This window comes from Paenibacillus sp. WC2504 (assembly GCF_052682475.1).
In genome coordinates this window covers 822,188-840,966 of sequence record NZ_JBQZFH010000001.1, presented here as the reverse complement: position 1 = coordinate 840,966, position 18,779 = coordinate 822,188, and the positions used below count along the sequence as shown (strand labels likewise).

Here is an 18,779-nt window from a genome sequence, read left to right as displayed (position 1 = left end):
GAAAAAAGCATGAACATCCCTTCCCTTTCAGAACGAAGGAGCGTTCATGCTTTTCTTATAAAGGATCCAACTGTACGGAAGCTTGCTTCCCGCTTAGCTGAATGCCTGTTTGCTTGCGGCCATAAGCGCTTAAGTCCTTCACCAGATCTTCAAGCAAAGCTTTGGCCTGAGCGCCTTCTTTGCCCGAAATCTTCACGACCAACTGCACGGCATCTCCGCCTTGCAGAATTCGTCCTGCCTGTTGGCGCTTCGTTTCCAAATCGTGATCCTCGATGTGCGGCGTTAAGCGCAGTTCTTTCGTCTTTGGCGCTTGCTCCCGCTTGCGGGCTTGCTGTCTCTCCTGCATCGCTTCCTGCTTGGCCTTGCCCGCTCCAATTAATTTGCACGGCGGCGGGCTGCTCATGAGCGATTCGCAAACGAGGTCTACCTTCAGCTTCTTCGCCAGCGCCAGCGCCTCTACCGTCGGGACGATGCCCAGATCTTCGCCATCAACGCCAATCAGCTGCACCTCGGATGCCTTGATTTTCTCATTCATAATCATGTCCCATATAACCTCCTATACGTACAACCTTTTTCTCATAAACTATACCATATTGATTAACGAAAAAAAGTCCCCGACCGCGTCCTGCCGCTCCATATAGGAACTTCAGGCTCGCGATCCGAGACTTTATTCAGCTTGCTATTATTACTTTTTAAGTGCTTTTATAATCACAGTAACGGCTTCAGCACGCGTTGCGTTCGCTTGCGCCTTGAAGGAACCGTCGCTATAACCGTCGATCACATGGCTAGCCGATGCAGAAGCAACGGCACTTTGCGCCCATTCGGAGATCGCTGTGCGATCCGTGAATGTGTTGCCTGCCGCTGCTGCAGGCAGCTTGGCTGCACGTACAATCATCACCGCCATTTGTTCGCGGGTGATTTGATCATCCGGCCCAAAAGAGCTGTCGCTGTAGCCGGAGATGATGTCATAGGCTGCGGCAGTTTCAACTTAATTCGACATGTTCTGACAAAAAATTACAAGAGATTTCGTGTAATTCCAACAGGATGACTCCTCGGTTTCTGGAAGACCTAAATAAATGCAAAAAGAGCGCATTCGACGGGACGAATGCGCTCGTGGTACCACTATAAATGTCATACAATGCTAACGTGCAGCGAAGTCATTCTTAATCATTGTGATTACACCTGATCTTTCGCTATAATGAACCCATCCGTCCCATAAAGTCGAATAGATAGTTGAAGGAGATGTTTACCCTAGCATGAATAAAAAACAATTAGAAGAACAGATGATCGAAAACTATAAACGCGAGGAGCATATGATGATTCTCGTTTTTGCCCAGTGGTGTATCAATCATGATTTGGACCCTGCCGCACTTTATCGTGCTGCTTATCCGGATCAAGAGGATAATGCCTCTCTTAAACAAGCTCTTGATCTAACCGTTCCCAAAGAGGAAGCCGGCGAGGTGGCTGATCATACCGTATTAGGCGTGCTGTCTCTCTTTGGCAACGAAGAACTTGCTTTCATCGTGACACAGGAGATCGATAAAAGGAATAAACGAACTCGTTAACCCCATGAAGAAAATCAGACCTTAAGTGCAGCGAGATCAAACGCTTCGGCCAGCAGTTCAATCGTCCGCTGCCTCGTCTCAGGCAGGTAACCGCCGGCAACGACCATGACTTCATCCACTTGGTAGCTGTCGGCCAAGTTCAGCATCTGTTCCCGAACTTGCCCTGGGTCACCGATAATCATCCGGGACCGATTATCCCTTACTCGCGTTTGATCCCAATCCGAGTAGACATAGGAAGCCGCTTCTTCAGGCGATTTCACTCCCGTGAACTCGCCTTTTTCCATTTGCAGAATGCGCAAATCGATGGAACTGGCGAGTTCTTCCGCCTCTACCTGCGTTTCGGCGCAGAGCACATAGATGCATACCGTCGCCTGCGGCACGACATTAAGCGCGGACGGTTTGAACGAGCTGCGGTAGCTGCGCACCGCATGCTGTCCGCCCGCGCCGTTAATGAAGTGCGCGAAGCAGAACGCTGCGCCTGCCTGCGAGGCGTACACCCCGCTCTGCCCGGTGGAGCCGAGCAGCCACACCTGGGGCACTCCAGCCACCATCGGGGTGGCGCGGATGCCCTCGAACACGTGACCGGGTTCCACCGAATCGGTGAGGAACCCGAGCAGATCCGTGACTTGAGCCGGGAACCGCTCAAGTCCTTCGAACAGATCGGCGCTGACCCCTCTCAGCGCTTTGGCCGTGTGCGGCGTGCCGCCAGGCGCACGCCCGATGCCAAGGTCGATGCGCCCCGGATATAGTGCTTCGAGCATCCGGAAGTTCTCCGCGACCTTGTAGGAGCTGTAATGCGGCAGCAACACGCCGCCAGAGCCGAGCCTAATGCGGCTTGTGCGCGCCGCTAATGTCGATAGCAGCACCTCTGGAGACGAGCCTGCGAGACCCTGCGAGTTATGATGCTCCGACACCCAGAATCTCGTGTAGCCTAGGCGGTCAGCCAACTGCGCCAGCTGGATCGTCTGCTGCAGCGCATCGCTATGCGTAAAACCGGAAGAAACCGGTGATTGATCAAGAATACTTAATTTCAGCATAGTCATCCCTTCTTTCTGAGTCATCTGCCGATGGATTAATTATACAACGTCCTGGAAGCAAAAGAAAAAGGACGAACCCCTGGAAGGCGTTGTCCCCGATGTGAGCTATGTCTTTAGTGATCCTCTTACTTACTAAAAGTGTATGAATTTGGCATCACTTTATGCCTTACTTTTTTGTAAATAAACCTTATCTCGTCTATGCAGGATGGTTGTAGCCCGGCCGATTTGACCGGTTCATTCCTTGCTGTATGCGGGCCTTGCGACCTGTGATACGATGAATGGCCATGATGCATCCCGTCAGAGCCGCGCCGCCTGCTGTGAATCCAGCCAGCACATCGCTAGGGTAATGCACCCCTAAATAAATCCGACTTGCTCCAATACACAATACAAATAGTACTGTCACAACCGGTACCAACCACGCTGCCTTCCATCTGCGTACATTGATCCATATCAAATAGCCTATCAATCCGTAAAATAAAATAGACACCATCGCATGGCCACTGGGAAAACTGAAATCTGTTTCCTCAACGAGCCACGGTCCTGCAGGGCGTTCGCGTTCAATTAATCCTTTAATCAGAATGTTAAGCCCCCAGGTAGCCAGAACACCGATGAACAGGACAAGTGTCTCCCATCTCTGTTTCATTTTAAACAACAAGATTGCAGCAACCACTACGAAGACGATACTTTCTGCTTTTGCTTTTCCGAGCGTAGTAATAAAAATAACAACTGGCGTCAGCCCGTCACTTCGAAGTGACTGAATAGCGCTGCTAATCCCTCTATCAAATGTTTGTAACCAACTGGACGATAGGCTCTGCCATAAGATAACAAAGCCAATTAGCAGCACGCATGCCGCCCCTAACCCCCAGACTAAATCTTTGTATAATGGTTTCCCCTGCATGCTGATTTCCCCTCTGATGATCGGCTAGATTTCCTTATTCGTCAGGCCCGTTTGCGAGCCCGTATCGACTGTCTTTTTTTGAGCAGCAGCGGAATTAATGCAAATAGGATGTACATCCCAACGGCTGCATAAAATTTGCCGGATCCAATATCTTGCAGTGATGCGCCAAACACGTTATAGACCACTGCTCCTGGAATTATACCAATGAGCGTCCCCCATGTGTAGTCCCAAAAACGAATTTTGGAAAGCCCGGCCCCGTAACTGACACCGTCAAACGGAAAAAAGGGCATCAAGCGCATGTACAGCACGACCATGAACCCTTTCTCTTCGGCTTTCTGATCAAAAGATTGCAGCTTCTTATTGCGTAAAATCCGTTGAAAGCCATTTCTGCCCCATTTTCGTGTTATATAAAAAGAAAGCATCGCACCGGCACCGGCTCCAATAATATCGTAGATCGTCCCCCAAAAAGCGCCAAACACATAGCCCCCATACAATGTCAACGGCGTTGCTGGAAACAGCACCAAAGGACGCAGCGTGTAGACAATAATGTACAAAATCCCGCCAAGAGGACCCGAATGCCGCAGCCATTCCGTCACTCGACTTAAGTCCATGCGAGCCCATGCTCCGGTCCATTGCAGAACGAGCAAGCCCGCTCCAGCTGCCAGAAACCATCCCACTAATAACCAAAGCGACTTTGAACGCGCCATGGGCTGCCTCCTTCCGGGCACAGTCTTATTTGATTTCCATCTTACAAAACAGAAGAGGCAATATCAACAATTTGGCGCTATTGTTTATTGAATGAGGGGGTTATGCGGGAATGAATGGGAGGTTACAGGGCTCCGCAGCGTGGGGCTAAGAAGCTACTTGGAATTAACGCCGATTCTCCTGTTAATTTTATACATTTATCCAACTTTGGGTGATTAACTAGATTTCTACCGTTAATTCATCCCCAGACACTGTTGCTGCGCAGACTAACGGTAGTTTATCCGTCTATTTCAGATAAGGCGGTGAAATGGATCGCCTTTCCAACAGGGGGAGGAAATTAACTACATTAAGTGATGTTTTTCAGCGTTAGAGAGGCAGTGGTGCGAGGATCGGTTGTGTGCAGAGGAGTTAGTGTTGTTAAGCAACTTTAACGCTGGCGTGATGAAGGAACTGGCCAATTTAAGGATGTTTTTCAGCGTTAAAGTAGCAGTGGTGCGTGGATCGGATGTGTGCAGAGGAGTTAGCGTTGTTAAACAACGTTAACGCTGGCTTGGTGAAGGAACTGGCTACTTTAAGGATGTTTTTCAGCGTTAAAGTAGCAGTGGTATGTGAAGAGTGGATATGTGTAGAAGAAATTAGGTAAATCCGTTTACCCATCCGAACGCCCCAGCCAAAAAAACCGCCGAGACAAATGGTCTCGACGGTTTTCTCGTTTTTGAGCCAACTTACTGACCCAAATGATTAACCCGCACAGCACTTCTTAAATTTCTTACCGCTACCGCACGGGCAAGGATCGTTCCTGCCTACTTTCGTGCGCGTTTTCATGTCAATAACATCTGCCACGGCAGGAGGTTGCTGGAGTACAGCAAGTGGTCTGGCAGGAGATAACTCATTCGGTGAATAACCCTTAAGAATCCATTGCCTTGTCGTATTATTCAAAGCTGCAATGTGATTCATGAAGCTCCTTGTCAGCTCTAAGTCATTGATTTCAAGATCTTGTTGGATCGATTGAAGCAGAATACCCGGTGTTGCCCCATTGCGGATATGATCAACACAATCTTCTACGATAAAGTCTGCATCTTCATACGAAATCGTATAGTTTTTGCGAATGAAGTCCACAAACGCTTTGTGCGCCGGAGTCCGATCCACAAATCCTCGCTCCCCAGCAGCCAGAAGCTGCTCTTTGGTGAAAGGATACAGGGAGACACTCAATCGGGACTCCTGCTCCTGCTGCACTTGTTTAGGGTTGTTCAATAGGATATTATGATAGCCCCTGGAGTCCGGGCTAATTTGCATATAAAACACAAGTGAATCCTCTATAACAGCTGAGTATTCATGCCAATACACTTTCGTCCCCATATAGCTCTCAACGAGATTATGCAGCTCTTCGATACTGAGATGACCATAATAATACAAAAGGCCGTTCGTGAGCTTAATCCATTCCGCATTTCTTTGGAACTTCTCGCGGAAGTATTTGTAGTCCAGCTTTTGAAAGCTTTCACGCACTTCCATCGGCATGGCTATGACAGGTTTCCCATTGTGCATGCCAGTGAAAAGCAGCCCTCGCTCCACATAATAAGAAATCTGCTCTACATCAATCATCGTACTAGGGGCAACGCCGCCGCGCCCAGCAATTTGCTTCATAATTTGATAGCGTGTATCATCGAATTTAAAAAATAAACTTGATAGAGAGTTTGGAATATGCTCCACCAATGCCATAGCTAAATCCTGTTTCTTTAAAGTGCTTACCCCTTTAATCTCCAAATTAGTCCGAATTTCCGTAAGATCGCCTTTCGTTAATCGAACAAGACAGTCAGCGAGTGAAAGCGGAATTGTAAGCTCGGGTCCAAACTCCTCCCCTACATAAGCCTCATTCTGTTTTTTGGCGCTCTTGCGCTTGTCCATTTTCTTCATCCTTTCCGAAAAGAAAAACAACTTCAACTTTTAATGACATCCTACCATTGTACAATTTATCAGCCGTTTGCGATAGAGTTTCCCACTAGTTTCCATAAAAGTTAACGAATTAGCCATAAAAAAGGCACTTACCAATTTATCGGCAAGTGCCTTGCAAAACCTTACTAACCCAGTTAAACCGGACGTGCAGCCACTCCCGCCAGGAAGCTGAGCATGAACTGAACCGCCAAACGCGAGGTCACATTGCGGAGATCGACAGTCGGATCAATGCAGACAAAATCCAGCCCTTGCACCTTTGGAAGCGCTCCCAAGCGATGAAGGGCATCCATAGCGTCCCATGGGTGCATCCCGCCGGTGCCGATGGCTGGGCAGCCCGGAGCATAGGCTTGGTCGATCACGTCAACATCAAAACTCACATACAGCACATCCGTATCTTTCCCGGCAAGCCCAATCGCTTCATCCAGCACGACGTCAATTCCCATACGTCGTACATCCTTTGAGGTATACACATGCACACCTTTGCTCTTCACATAGTCATGATAGGGCTTAGAGTTCATGAACCCCCGGATTCCGATTTGCACGATGTTAGGTCCGTGAACCACACCCGACTCCAGGATACCGCGAAACGGCGTACCGTTCGTCACCCCGCCATCCTCGAAGTTGCGAACATCATGATGCGCATCAAAATGGATGATGCCCACCTTCTGGCCCGGATGGCGGTCAGCAAAGGCTTTGAGCGACGGACAGCTCGTCGAATGATCGCCGCCAACAATAATCGGGATCAAGTTAGGCTGCTCCTTGTATAGAGCCCGAAGACTCTCCTCGATACGTCGATGACATTCCGCGATGTCGGTCACATGCATCTGGATATCGCCAAGGTCACGGACAGCCAAATCCTGCAAATCGACGCCATATTCCATCGAATAGGTCGTAAATGACTTGAACGCCGCACGAACTGCAGCAGGGGTCGTCGAAGCGCCCGAATGCGAGATCGAGGACTTCGATAAAGGTACGCCGACAATCCCTGCAAGAAGCTCCTCATGACCGTCCCAAGGGCGAATCCACTGGGCTACTTTGGTTTCCATATGATCACGAAAGGCGGCTTGATCAGGCGATTTTAAAAAAGGAATCTCATGACTCATCGCGCTTCCTCCTCCTCTGTCGCCGTTACAAGCAGGCGGTTCCAAACGGCCGGTTTCCCGTTTTTTATCACACCGTACGTGTGGTTGATCCCAAAATGATACAAGAGATAGGCGATATTAGGCGCATCAAAAATCGCCAGATCCGCACGTTTGCCCACCTCGATCGATCCAATATCATCCCCGCGTCCCAGCGCATTCGCCGCGTTGATCGTGCAGGCGGTCAGAATTTCCTCCGGCGTCATTTTCAGATGGAGCGACGCCAGCATCATGATAAGCTGAATCGACTCCGTCGGACAGGAGCCGGGGTTATAGTCCGTGGACAGGGCTACCGGCAGGTCATACCTGTCGATCATGTCACGGGCACGCGCATGCGTGGCTAGACCGAGATTGAACGATGTGCCCGGCAGCAGAACCGGGATCACGCCGTTCTCGGCAAGAGCCGCGAGCCCCGTATCCGTTGCCGCCAGCAAATGCTCGGCGGATATCGCGCCCACCTCTCCCGCCAGCTCGGCACCGCCAAGCGAAACGATTTCGTCCGCGTGTATCTTCGCACGGAGTCCCTGACGCTGCGCTTCCGTTAAGATACGACGCGACTCCTCGACAGAGAAAACGCCATCTTCGCAAAACACGTCGCAAAACTCCGCAAGGCCCTCTTCCGCCACTTTAGGCAGCATGTCGTTAACAATCGCATCGACGAATACTTCGCTGCGACCCTTATACTCCTCAGGCACGGCATGCGCCCCCATAAAGGTCGATACCACATCAACAACGTGTGTCGCATCCAAACGTTTGGCAACGCGCAGCTGCTTTACTTCCGCTTCTAACGAGAGACCGTAGCCGCTCTTCGCTTCAATGGTTGTAACACCATTCAGCAGCATTTCGTTGAGACTGCGGTGCGCCTTCTCATACAGCTCCTGCTCACTTGCTGCGCGTGTCGATCTAACCGTATGAAGAATACCTCCTCCTTGCGCCAAAATGTCCAAATACGAGACACCCAACCGCTTCAGCGCCAGCTCATGCTCACGTGAACCCCCATGCACAAGATGGGTATGCGGATCAACGAGACCTGGCGTGATCAGCCGTCCGCCGACATCTATCGTCACCGCGATTTCGCTGCGTGCAAGCTGATCCTGTAGCTCATTCACCGACCCGAACCAAGCAATTCTCCCCTGCCTAATAGCGATTACCGCATCCTTGATCTCACAAACCTCTTTCATAGACTCCCCGCAGCGCGGTCTATTTCCCTCCGGGGTCACCAAACGGCCTATACCGGTGAGGAGCAAATCGATTCGTTCCATCTTCACTCCTCCTAATCCTGCTCACGCATCGGGATGCGAATGCCGTGTTTCTCCGCCGTTTCGACCGCTTCGTCATACCCGGCATCCACATGGCGGATAACGCCCATGCCAGGGTCTGAGGTCAGCACACTGCGCAGCCTCTCCGCCGCTGCATCCGTTCCATCCGCCACCACGACCATGCCTGCGTGAAGCGAATAACCCATGCCTACGCCGCCGCCATGGTGAATAGAAACCCATGAGGCGCCTGCTGACGTATTGATTAAAGCATTCAATATCGCCCAATCGCCAACGGCATCAGAGCCGTCCTTCATCGCTTCCGTTTCCCGATTCGGCGAGGCGACAGAGCCGCAATCCAGATGATCGCGGCCGATAACAATCGGCGCCTTCAGCTCTCCGCTGCGGACCATCTCGTTAAGCGCGAGCCCGAATTTCTCGCGCTCGCCATAACCCAGCCAGCAGATCCGCGCCGGCAGCCCTTGGAAGGCGACGCGTTCGTCCGCCATTTTAATCCAACGATGCAGGTGGGCATTGTCCGGGAAGAGGCGCAGCACGAGCTCATCGGTTTTGCGAATGTCCTCCGGATCGCCGGAAAGCGCGGCCCAACGGAACGGCCCTTTGCCCTCACAGAACAGCGGTCGGATATACGCAGGAACAAAACCTGGGAAATCAAACGCATTTACGACACCTTGATCGAACGCAACCTGACGAATGTTGTTGCCATAGTCGAATACAATGGCTCCCTTCTTTTGTAGATCAAGCATCGCTTGCACATGCACGGCCATACTGCTTTTGGAAAGCTGTACGTACGTTTCCGGGTCGCGCTGCCGGAGTTCCGCCGCTTCCTCCAGCGTCATCCCGGCCGGGATATATCCGATTAGCGGGTCATGCGCCGAAGTCTGATCCGTTACAAAATGCGGCTTAATCCCACGCCGCACAAATTCCGGATACACCTCTGACGCATTGCCCAGAAGTCCGATGGCGAGCGGCTTCCCGGCTGCCATTGCTTTCTCGGCGAGGAGAAGCGCTTCATCCAATGTTTCAGCGAACACATCGCAATAGCGGGTTTGAATGCGACGCTCGATCCGGCTGCGATCGACTTCAACGGCGATGACGACGCCCTCATTCATCGTGACCGCTAGGGGCTGTGCACCGCCCATACCGCCAAGACCGGCTGTCAGGGTCAGCGTGCCTTGCAGCGTACCTCCTGCATGCTGTCTGGCCGCTTCAGCGAACGTTTCGTAGGTGCCTTGCAGAATACCCTGCGTACCGATGTAAATCCAACTACCCGCTGTCATTTGGCCGTACATCATCAGTCCCTTTGCTTCCAGCTCGCGGAAATGCTCCCAATTGGCCCATTTGGGCACGAGCACCGAGTTGGACAGCAGGACACGGGGAGCCCGTTCATGCGTTTTGAAAACACCTACCGGCTTACCCGACTGAATGAGCAAAGTTTCATCGTTGTCCAAACGCTGGAGCTCACGAACAATGGCGTCAAACGCCGGCCAATTTCGTGCTGCTTTGCCGATACCACCATAAACCACAAGATCCTCCGGGCGCTCTGCGACCTCAGGGTCCAGATTGTTCATCAGCATACGCATCGCCGCTTCCTGCACCCAGCCTTTGCATGATAAGTCTGTGCCTCGAGGGGCGCGGATGACTCTTTTTCCATGGTTCATATTCGTCATATCAGCATCTCCTTTGATTTTAAAATAACGAACCGGTAACAGCCTCAACGGCTCGCAGCCATTCGCCTTCCAGCAGCGCAGCAGCGACTTCCTCAATCTCACGAGAGGTTGAGCGATCCTCAATCACGGGCGGGACGACCGCTCGCAGTTTGTCGTAAAGCACGCGAGTGGCTGGGGCAAGACCCTCCGCCCCGATGAATTCAGCGGCTTCAGCTGCACAGATAAGCTCGATCGCCAGCACCTTCGACACATTGTCGATCACTTGGGCCGCATGACGCGCTGCCGTTGTCCCCATCGACACATGGTCCTCCTGGTTTGCCGAAGACGGGATGGAATCAACGCTGGAAGGGTGAGCCAGCACTTTATTCTCTGAAACGAGCGATGCGCTGACATACTGTGTAATCATCATGCCGGAGCCGACACCGGGGTTATGACTGAGAAAAGCAGGCAGTCCGCCGGATAACGCCGGATTCACCAGCCGCTCCGTGCGGCGCTCGGAAATGTTCGCAAGCTCGCTCATGCCGATTTTCAGAAAATCCATTGCAAAAGCAATCGGCTGCCCGTGGAAATTGCCTCCAGAGATCACAAGTCCTTTATCCACGAATAATAAAGGATTATCTGTCGCTGAATTAATCTCTATGGCGATCTTATCTCCCGCATAACCAAGAACTTGGCGCGTCGCACCATGAACCTGCGGCAAGCAGCGCAAGGAATAGGCGTCTTGCACGCGGATCTCGCCTTGGCGCGTCGTCAGCTTGCTGCCTTGCAGTAGCGTGCGCAGATTGACCGCTACCCCGATCTGCTCCGGATAAGGACGAACGCGCTGCACTTCGTCAGCATAAGCGTCCGGGATACCGCGCAAGCACTCCACCGTCATCGCAGCGATGACATCCGCGATCCGTGCGAGGTGCTCTGCCTTGACGAACGCTAACGTGCCGATCGAGGCCATAATCTGCGTGCCGTTGATCAAGGCAAGCCCTTCTTTCGCCTGAAGCGTAATCGGCTTCAGCCCTGCTTTGGCAAGCGCTAGAGCGCCCGGCAGACGCTGCCCTTGGTAGATGGCCTCGCCTTCGCCCATCAGCACGAGCGCCAGATGAGACAGCGGCGCCAAGTCTCCGCTTGCGCCAAGCGAGCCTTGCTCCGGCACAATCGGATGCACGCCGCCATTGATGCAATCGACCAGCAGCTGCAGCGTTTCCGGCCGGATGCCGGAGTGCCCTTTGGCCAGCGCGTTTGCGCGCAGCAGCATCAGCGCCCGCACGGTTGGTTCCGGCAGCGGCCTGCCCACCGCGCAAGCATGGCTGCGGATCAGATTAAGCTGCAGCTGCACAGCATCCTGCGGGGAAATGCGTACATCGCTGAATTTCCCGAAGCCAGTCGTGACACCATATACCACTTGGCCTGTCGCAACAAGCTCCTCCACCATAGCGCGGCACTTCACCACGCGCTTCATCGCTTCATCCTCCAGTGCCACAGGCACTTCGTCATAAGCAACCGCTGCCACTAATGCCGGCGTTAATTGCTCACCATCTAATTTCACTGGAGGTTTACCTCCTCCGTCATCCTGCTGTTGCTTTTCTTTATATATCATCGCCATATCTATTCAGACTCCTTTCTCGCTTTAACAAAAGAAAGGGACCGTACGGAAGATGTTCTCTTCCATACGGTCCCTTTTTTTAAAAAAGAGGGTTTTATGCGATTGTCCGGTATCCTGCTCCAGCCGATCCCTCATCGCGCTCACTCACTTTTTGAATTGTTTTGTTATACCTTACCTTATTGTCACACGGGGGTTCGCAGACTGTCAATATGGCTTATTGCCCAAATGCTGGACTTAACCTAACCATTCTTTCACTTTGGAAGAGAAATTGTTTAGCATTTCTTGCGAGCCGTATTGACCGCTGAAATCTTCGATTCCAAGGTAGCCGTCGTACCCAACTGCTTTCAAATCGACCAGCAGCTGTTTCCAGTTCACGATACCCGCGTCAATCGGTGCCCACTCGCTTTTCCAAAGCTTAATGCCGTCTTGCATTTCACCTGTAGGTACCCATTGCGCATTTTTCACATGCACATGTGCCAGGTATGGCCCTAGCAGCTCAAGACCCATGCGGTAGTTCTCGAAACCTTCGTGCACCATGTTGCCTGCATCATGCAGCACGCCGATGTGGTCTGGATTGAACTGCGAAACCAGGCGGTGAGACAGCCCTGCGCTTGGAGTAATCGTATTATGGTGGATTTCAGCCAACGCCTTGATGCCATATTGCTGCGAAAACTCTTGCACGTGGTGCAAATAGTCCGTAGCTTTTGCAAACAGGTCGTTATAGTTTACACTTTTATCATAATTAGGAACTCCGCAACGGATGAAAGAAGCTCCTACTTTTTTCGCGGCTTTAAATACACGCTCAGTTTCATCCACATTGCAGTCATTCAAATAAGGGGTAACACTTAAATTTACCAGGTTATTGTTAACAGCAATAAGTCTGAAACGCTCCAATTCTTCATCGGAAGCACTTGGATCAATGGAGCAAAGATTGTTACGCCAGAAAGATGGCTTCTCGTTGGCCAACTCCGCTGGAGTATCTTTAAAACGCCATTCAATCCCTTCAATACCTGCTGCTGTTGCCGCCTTGGCCAGCTCCTCAGGTGTTAAGTCAGGTGTTGCTACTGTAAAAATAGACAATTTCATATTGAATCCTCCTTAGAGTATCGATCATCGTTGTAAGTAGAATAGCTTGTTTGTTTAACTCTTCTTTATTTTGCAGTATAATAAAAACGTATTCATTGCATTAATTGGGCAAAAGTTTGCTAATATTGACTCCAGTTTAATAGAGGAGAACCTCTCATGCAGGATCTATACCAAAATCTTCATCAGTTGATCAATTTCCGCCATACCTTGACGAATGAGCCGCGGCCGATGGATTTTCATCAGCATCAGGATCAATATGAAATCTATTTTTTTCTAACCGGGGATGTCCACTATTTTATCGAAAAACAGGTCTATCATTTGCAGTATGGCGATCTGTTAATCATGCACAGCAACGAGCTTCACAGGCCTAATTTCCAATCGAAAAAACAGCGTTATGAGAACTGCGTCATCCACTTTAACCCTGCGCTGCTCGCAAACCTGAATTCTTCGCAGTTTGATTTGCTGCACTGCTTCAATAACCGCAAGTTCGGCGAACAAAACCGGATGCGTCTGAATCCCCAGCAAATTGATGACTTCTTGAAAATATTCGAGCGCATGGAGCTGTACACGCGCCCTCAGGCGTTGCCTGGATCGGACATTTTATTTGTGGCCGCTTTTACCGAGCTGCTTGTGTTTATCAACCGGATTTTCCTCAATCAAGGCAAACAAGATGATCAGGTCATGATCCCTGACAAGCTGTCCTCCCTTTTTACGTATATTGACGAAAATCTGGATCAGGATCTGTCGCTCGAAGTGCTGGAGCATGTGGTGTTTATGAATCGCTCCTATCTTTGCCGATTATTTAAAAAACATACGGGCAGCACCATTCATGAGCATATTCTATTTAAGCGCATTAACAAAGCGAAGCAGCTGCTCCGCGAAGGCTCTACGGTCACGGATACGTGCCAGTTGGCCGGCTTCAACGACTACTCCAACTTCATCCGCACCTTCAAAAAAGCGGTCGGCCTTCCCCCGCGCCAGTACCAGGCGCAGCAGCGCCGGGGCTGATTGCGCACGCAGCGCCCGTCATAGACGGGCGCTGTTTTTATGCACTTTTGCTCATGTTCGTTCCACGCGTATCTGCTGCTTTAACGCTGAAAAACACTCTTATAGTAGCTAGTTTCCTCGTCATATCTGCGTTAACGTTGTTTAACAACGTTAACTTCTCAACTCACAACCATTTCACGCGCATCTGCCACTTTAACGCTGAAAAACACTCTTACAGTAGCTAGTTTCTTCAGCATGCCTGCGTTAACGTTGTTTAACAACGTTAATTCCGACGTACACTTCCGTTCCACGCGCATCTGCCGCTTTAACGCTGAAAAACATCCTTACAGTAGCTAGTTTCCTCAGCATGCCTGCGTTAACGTTGTTTAACAACGTTAACTCTTCTGTACACTTCCGTTTCACGCGTATCTGCCGCTTTAACGCTGAAAAACACTCTTACAGTAGCTAGTTTCTTCAGCATGCCTGCGTTAACGTTGTTTAACAACGTTAACTCCTCAACTCACAACCACTTCACGCACCTCTGCCACTTTAACGTTGAAAAACATCCTTACAGTAGCTAGTTTCTTCAGCATGCCTGCGTTAACGTTGTTTAACAACGTTAACTCTTCCGCACACATCCGCTCCACACGCATTTGCCACTTTAACGTTGAAAACATCCTTACAGCAGCTAGTTTCTTCGCCATATTCCACGAAATTTGCTCCAATCAGGTGCCTCTGCTGAATTACATGGAAAGTATACCCTTATTTCGCGCTATTCTGTGGCAGGGAACGAAATAACTGTAGGAACTATCGCTAAATTGTCTGTAGCAACTCAAAATCACCATATTAGCTGAAATGAGTGGTAGTAATTCCAGTTAATTGCACAAAAGTGGCAGCTAACGCACGAAAAATAACAGGAGTATTCGGCGCTAACCATCCACAGTACCTTCGCACGCATCCATTGCCGCCACCAAACAAAACAAAAAGCCCCCCATCCCCGCACATCGTGCAGGATCTAGAGGAGCTCATCACTCAACTTATTTCAAATTTTCCGGGTTCAACTGCAAAAGCTCAGGCAGAACGAAAATGCCGTCCTTGCGAATCAGCACATCGTCGAACCAAATCTCGCCGCCGCCGTATTCCGGACGTTGGATGTTCACGATATCCCAGTGCAGCGAAGACTTGTTGCCATTGTAAGCATCGTCGTAGCAGTTGCCTGGCGTGAAGTGGAAGCTGCCGTCGATTTTCTCATCGAACAACGTATCCTTCATTGGATGCTGGATGTACGGGTTCACGCCGATCGCGAATTCCCCAACATAGCGGGCACCTTCATCCATATCGAAAATCTCATTAATGCGATCCGTATCGTTCGCCGTAGCTTTAATGATTTTCCCATTTTCAAACTCAAGCACGATGTTCTCGAAAATAAAGCCATCATGCGGGGTAGGCGTATTGAAGGAAATAACGCCGTTCACGGAATCACGAACCGGTGCGGAATAAACTTCGCCATCCGGAATGTTCAATTCGCCGTCGCATTTCACGCCGCCAATTCCTTTGATCGAGAACGTCAAATCCGTTCCAGGACCCACCAGACGCACTTTATCCGTGCGATCCATCAGATCTTTCAGCGCGTCCATCGCTTTGGACATTTTGCCGTAATCCATCGTACAAACGTTGAAGTAGAACTCTTCAAAAGCATCAGTGCTCATGCTGGCCAGCTGCGCCATGGAAGATGTCGGGTAACGAAGAACGACCCATTTTGTATCCTTTATACGAACATCAAAGTGAACTTGTTGATAGTAAATGGAATTGTAAAGCTTCATCCGGTCCGCAGGGATATCCGATAGCTCGTAAATGTTAGCCCCGCCGCGTACGCCAATGTAGCCTTGCATTTTTTTCATTTGGAAAGCATCCACATCCGCCCAAGTTTGCATTTGAGCTTCTGTTCCTTCCATAACAAGCTGGCGAATGACCGCATGGTCCCGCACGTTAACATAAGGATGAGCGCCGGCTGCGTGAACCTTTTTCACGAGTTCTTTGACAAGCGCGTTATCGATACCATAAGCTTCGATCAAAATATTTTCGCCAGGCTGCGCTTTAACCGAGTAATTCACAAGCACATCAGCCAGTTTCGTTAATCTTGGATCTAACATGTCTATCTCTCTCCTCTACTTCTCTACTTCATCCACTGGGTCAAAAGACGGCTCATTCGTCTGAAAGCCGACTGTCGTCAAGTAAAACCATTCCCCGTTCTCTTCTTGCTGAGAATCGAGTTCAAAAATAAGAGCGCGAAACTTTCTAAGCCATTCCGCATATTTTTCTTTGCTCATTTTGACTTCGACCTGCGTCATAATGATTGGCCAATGCGCACGGTCAGCAGATGGAATTTGGAACGCCTCTTCAGGGGCATTAATCGCTCTGCGTCTGGCACGCGCAAGCACGCTCAAGGTTCTCTCACGGTAGTAGTTCTCTACCTCGGAAACATAGGGGAGCAGCGCTTCACTAGGCACGAAGCCACGCGCGACGGCTCGGTAAAACTTCTGAACGATACCATTTTTAAGTTCCGTACGTATCACCGAAATCAATCCATGCTTTTCGAGCTCATTCAAATGATAATGTACTTTGGCACGCGCCATTCCTAATAGTTTAGCCAATTGTTGGCCGGTATACGCTTTCTCGATGAGATAAAGCAGCACCTTGGCGCGCAGTGGATCACTTATCGTTTTTAATTGTTCTAACTCTTCAATAATATAGACCGGTTGCAGCTTCATCCTGGATTCGACCTCCCTCTCCTGTACCAATTTTGCCGTGTAAACAAGCGTCTGTTGGTCAACTCTTAATCTCTTACGAGATTAATTAAACGACGGTCAAATCTTTTTAACCGTATCATAATGCGAAAAGGAAATCATGTCAATTGCCGTTTCTGCAATGTTCATCGACATCCCCCTCACTTAAATGTTTCAACGCGTTAACGAATTACCGAAGTTAAGCTTTATTCTCTATGGTAGCAAAAAGGGACGTTTCTGTCACCAAGAAAGGCGCAAAACGTCCCATAATTTTTAACTATAAATTTGGTTTCCCGCTTTACGGAACTCATTAGACTTTTCCAGCATCCCACTGCTCACCGCAGACGCTTCATCCAGCCCCCGCGCATGCGCGTACTGCCTGATATCCTGCGTGATTCTCATGGAGCAGAACTTCGGTCCACACATGGAGCAAAAGTGTGCTGTTTTGGCGCCCTCAGCCGGCAGCGTCTCATCGTGATACTCGATCGCTCGCTCCGGATCGAGCGAGAGATTGAACTGATCGCGCCAACGGAACTCAAAGCGCGCCTTCGACAGGGCGTTATCGCGAATTTGCGCGCCCGGGTGCCCTTTGGCAAGATCGGCGGCATGCGCAGCGATCTTGTAGGTGACGACCCCAACGCGGACGTCCTCTTTGTTCGGGAGGCCGAGATGCTCCTTCGGCGTCACATAACACAGCATCGCCGTGCCGAACCAACCGATCATCGCCGCACCAATCGCGGAGGTGATGTGGTCGTAACCCGGCGCAATGTCCGTCGTCAGCGGTCCTAGCGTGTAGAATGGCGCTTCATCGCAGACTTCCAGCTGACGGTCCATGTTTTCCTTGATCATGTGCATCGGCACATGACCCGGCCCTTCAATCATCACTTGGACGTCGTGGCGCCAAGCGATTTTGGTCAGTTCGCCGAGCGTATCCAACTCGGCGAATTGCGCTTCGTCGTTCGCATCCGCGATCGAACCGGGACGCAGCCCGTCGCCGAGCGAGAACGCGACATCGTAGGCTTTCATAATTTCGCATATCTCTTCAAAATGCGTATATAGAAAGTTCTCTTGGTGATGCGCCAAGCACCATGCGGCCATAATGGATCCCCCGCGAGACACGATCCCCGTTACGCGCTGAGCGGTCATAGGAATGTAACGCAGCAGCACGCCTGCATGAATCGTGAAGTAGCTGACCCCTTGCTCCGCCTGCTCAATCAGCGTATCCCGATACACTTCCCATGAGAGGTCTTCGGCCTTGCCGTTTACTTTCTCAAGCGCTTGGTACAAAGGCACCGTACCTACTGGAACCGGTGAATTGCGAATGATCCACTCGCGTGTTGTATGTATGTTTTTGCCTGTCGACAAATCCATGATCGTATCTGCGCCCCAACGGGTGGCCCACGTCATTTTCTCCACCTCTTCCTCAATGGAAGAAGCGACCGCGGAGTTTCCGATGTTCGCATTGATTTTCACCAGAAAGTTGCGTCCGATGATCATTGGCTCGCTTTCCGGGTGATTAATATTAGAAGGAATAATGGCCCGGCCCAGCGCGACTTCTTTCCGCACAAACTCGCTATCCAGATTCTCCCGAATCGCAATGTACTCCATCTCGGGCGTTATGATGCCTTTGCGGGCATAGTGCATCTGGGTTACGTTACAGCCCGGCTTAGCTCGAAGGGGCCTTCGATTTAATCCCGGGAATACCTCCGCAGCTCCTCTTGCATCCGGCGAGGAAAGTCCGTTGTCTTCCGGCTTTACTTCACGTCCCTCATAAGCTTCTACGTCCCCGCGTTCTTCTATCCATGGCAAGCGATTAGCCGGCAGCCCTTGTCGAATATCGGTATTTCTTTCCGTATCCGTATAAATACCGCTTGTATCATAAACATGTACAGGCTCATTCGCTACTTCGTCGCCGTGAATATTCGTGGAAGTCCCGAGCGAAATTTCCCTCACGGGTACTTGGATATCCGGTCTGGACCCTTGTAGATACACCTTTTTGCTGCCAGGAAATGTAGACACTTGAACGTTTTTCACGGGGCTGCTGTTATTGCTTGTTGTCACATCATGACCTCCTTTTAA

Annotated in this window: 19 protein-coding genes and 1 pseudogene; 2 read left to right on the top strand and 18 right to left on the bottom strand. The window is 50.5% G+C overall.

Features of this window, described 5'->3' with window-relative positions:
• Positions 1-55: 55 nt before the first annotated feature.
• From infC to ACUN27_RS03860, 3 genes and pseudogenes are all read right to left on the bottom strand, one after another.
• The gene (gene infC, locus ACUN27_RS03870; RefSeq protein ID WP_326061129.1) at positions 56-541 is read right to left on the bottom strand and encodes a translation initiation factor IF-3; all 486 of its coding nucleotides are present in this window, start codon (positions 539-541) and stop codon (positions 56-58) included.
• A 144-nt stretch (positions 542-685) separates the two neighbouring features.
• Complete coding sequence (locus tag ACUN27_RS03865; RefSeq protein ID WP_445558400.1) at positions 686-904, bottom strand: S-layer homology domain-containing protein; 219 nt, start codon at positions 902-904, stop codon at positions 686-688.
• Positions 905-910: 6 nt separating this feature from the next.
• Positions 911-976, bottom strand: a pseudogene (locus tag ACUN27_RS03860) (S-layer homology domain-containing protein); the annotation flags it as partial.
• A gap of 280 nt (positions 977-1,256) precedes the next feature.
• On the opposite strand from ACUN27_RS03860, the gene ACUN27_RS03855 reads away from it, so the two are divergent.
• Positions 1,257-1,565: a hypothetical protein gene (locus ACUN27_RS03855; protein WP_315953038.1), complete on the top strand. Its 309-nt coding sequence runs from the start codon at positions 1,257-1,259 to the stop codon at positions 1,563-1,565.
• Between the two features lie 14 nt (positions 1,566-1,579).
• Here the strand turns inward: ACUN27_RS03855 and ACUN27_RS03850 are convergent, their stop codons facing one another.
• The 9 genes from ACUN27_RS03850 to ACUN27_RS03810 all read right to left on the bottom strand — a co-directional run bounded on the left by ACUN27_RS03850 (position 1,580) and on the right by ACUN27_RS03810 (position 12,927).
• Entirely contained in the window at positions 1,580-2,602 is a 1,023-nt protein-coding gene (locus ACUN27_RS03850) for an LLM class flavin-dependent oxidoreductase (RefSeq protein ID WP_315953037.1), read from the bottom strand.
• Positions 2,603-2,798: 196 nt separating this feature from the next.
• Positions 2,799-3,500, bottom strand: coding sequence for a phosphatase PAP2 family protein (locus ACUN27_RS03845; RefSeq protein WP_445558399.1), 702 nt, complete (start codon positions 3,498-3,500; stop codon positions 2,799-2,801).
• A gap of 41 nt (positions 3,501-3,541) precedes the next feature.
• The gene (locus tag ACUN27_RS03840) at positions 3,542-4,207 is read right to left on the bottom strand and encodes a TVP38/TMEM64 family protein (protein ID WP_315953035.1); all 666 of its coding nucleotides are present in this window, start codon (positions 4,205-4,207) and stop codon (positions 3,542-3,544) included.
• Positions 4,208-4,946: 739 nt separating this feature from the next.
• On the bottom strand, positions 4,947-6,110 hold the full coding sequence (locus ACUN27_RS03835; RefSeq protein WP_315953034.1) for a YecA family protein: 1,164 nt from the start codon (positions 6,108-6,110) through the stop codon (positions 4,947-4,949).
• A gap of 182 nt (positions 6,111-6,292) precedes the next feature.
• A complete protein-coding gene (hutG, locus tag ACUN27_RS03830; protein ID WP_315953033.1) occupies positions 6,293-7,261 on the bottom strand; it encodes a formimidoylglutamase in 969 nt (322 codons plus the stop codon).
• On the bottom strand, positions 7,258-8,559 hold the full coding sequence (gene hutI, locus ACUN27_RS03825; RefSeq protein ID WP_326061126.1) for an imidazolonepropionase: 1,302 nt from the start codon (positions 8,557-8,559) through the stop codon (positions 7,258-7,260). The genes hutG and hutI overlap by 4 nt, the downstream gene beginning before the upstream one ends.
• An 11-nt stretch (positions 8,560-8,570) precedes the next feature.
• The gene (hutU, locus tag ACUN27_RS03820) at positions 8,571-10,244 is read right to left on the bottom strand and encodes a urocanate hydratase (protein WP_379172918.1); all 1,674 of its coding nucleotides are present in this window, start codon (positions 10,242-10,244) and stop codon (positions 8,571-8,573) included.
• Positions 10,245-10,263: 19 nt separating this feature from the next.
• Entirely contained in the window at positions 10,264-11,835 is a 1,572-nt protein-coding gene (gene hutH / locus ACUN27_RS03815) for a histidine ammonia-lyase (protein ID WP_315953123.1), read from the bottom strand.
• Positions 11,836-12,075: 240 nt separating this feature from the next.
• The gene (locus tag ACUN27_RS03810) at positions 12,076-12,927 is read right to left on the bottom strand and encodes a sugar phosphate isomerase/epimerase family protein (RefSeq protein ID WP_315953031.1); all 852 of its coding nucleotides are present in this window, start codon (positions 12,925-12,927) and stop codon (positions 12,076-12,078) included.
• Between the two features lie 156 nt (positions 12,928-13,083).
• Between ACUN27_RS03810 and ACUN27_RS03805 the strand changes: the two genes are divergently transcribed.
• Complete coding sequence (locus tag ACUN27_RS03805) at positions 13,084-13,935, top strand: AraC family transcriptional regulator (protein WP_315953030.1); 852 nt, start codon at positions 13,084-13,086, stop codon at positions 13,933-13,935.
• Positions 13,936-14,093: 158 nt separating this feature from the next.
• Here ACUN27_RS03805 and ACUN27_RS03800 read toward each other — a convergent pair whose 3' ends face one another.
• The 6 genes from ACUN27_RS03800 to thiC all read right to left on the bottom strand — a co-directional run bounded on the left by ACUN27_RS03800 (position 14,094) and on the right by thiC (position 18,761).
• Complete coding sequence (locus ACUN27_RS03800) at positions 14,094-14,225, bottom strand: hypothetical protein (RefSeq protein ID WP_445558398.1); 132 nt, start codon at positions 14,223-14,225, stop codon at positions 14,094-14,096.
• 65 nt (positions 14,226-14,290) lie between these two features.
• Positions 14,291-14,419 (bottom strand): hypothetical protein, encoded by a 129-nt coding sequence (locus ACUN27_RS03795; protein WP_315953029.1) that lies wholly within the window; start codon positions 14,417-14,419, stop codon positions 14,291-14,293.
• 10 nt (positions 14,420-14,429) lie between these two features.
• Positions 14,430-14,639: a hypothetical protein gene (locus ACUN27_RS03790; RefSeq protein ID WP_315953028.1), complete on the bottom strand. Its 210-nt coding sequence runs from the start codon at positions 14,637-14,639 to the stop codon at positions 14,430-14,432.
• Between the two features lie 312 nt (positions 14,640-14,951).
• Positions 14,952-16,067, bottom strand: a complete 1,116-nt coding sequence (locus tag ACUN27_RS03785; RefSeq protein WP_445558397.1) for an aminopeptidase — start codon at positions 16,065-16,067, stop codon at positions 14,952-14,954.
• A 15-nt stretch (positions 16,068-16,082) separates the two neighbouring features.
• Entirely contained in the window at positions 16,083-16,685 is a 603-nt protein-coding gene (locus tag ACUN27_RS03780; RefSeq protein WP_315953026.1) for an ArsR/SmtB family transcription factor, read from the bottom strand.
• A 288-nt stretch (positions 16,686-16,973) separates the two neighbouring features.
• A complete protein-coding gene (gene thiC / locus ACUN27_RS03775; RefSeq protein ID WP_315953025.1) occupies positions 16,974-18,761 on the bottom strand; it encodes a phosphomethylpyrimidine synthase ThiC in 1,788 nt (595 codons plus the stop codon).
• Positions 18,762-18,779: the final 18 nt, after the last annotated feature.